The organism is Gudongella sp. DL1XJH-153, assembly GCF_049310905.1.
Classification (GTDB): Bacteria; Bacillota; Clostridia; order Tissierellales; family Tissierellaceae; genus Gudongella.
Map to the genome: position 1 here is coordinate 1 of NZ_JBMEMN010000107.1, position 271 is coordinate 271.

A 271-nucleotide genomic window follows, 5' to 3' on the forward strand; every position below is an offset into this window, starting at 1 on the left:
GAATCAATTATGCTAAAAAACTACTGAGATTTTCGGATAAAAGTATCGAAGCAATTGCAAGTGAATGTGGAATTCCGGATACGAGTTATTTTAATAAGGTATTTAAAAAGTCAGAAAACATAACAGCTTCTCGTTATAGAAAAGATTGGGTACAATAATACTATCCTGGCTTTATAATTAAAAAGGAGGCATCACCCATTTTGTGATGTCTCCCATTATTTATCATATTAAAATATATTTTATATAAAAACTTCTAACTATATCTTATTTT

1 protein-coding gene is annotated in these 271 nt (G+C 27.7%); it reads left to right on the forward strand.

All coding sequences use genetic code 11. From position 1 onward, the window contains the following. Positions 1–2: 2 nt before the first annotated feature. The gene (locus tag ACOEN1_RS13575) at positions 3–158 is read left to right on the forward strand and encodes an AraC family transcriptional regulator (protein WP_422487416.1); all 156 of its coding nucleotides are present in this window, start codon (positions 3–5) and stop codon (positions 156–158) included. The last annotated feature ends 113 nt before the right edge of the window (positions 159–271 follow it).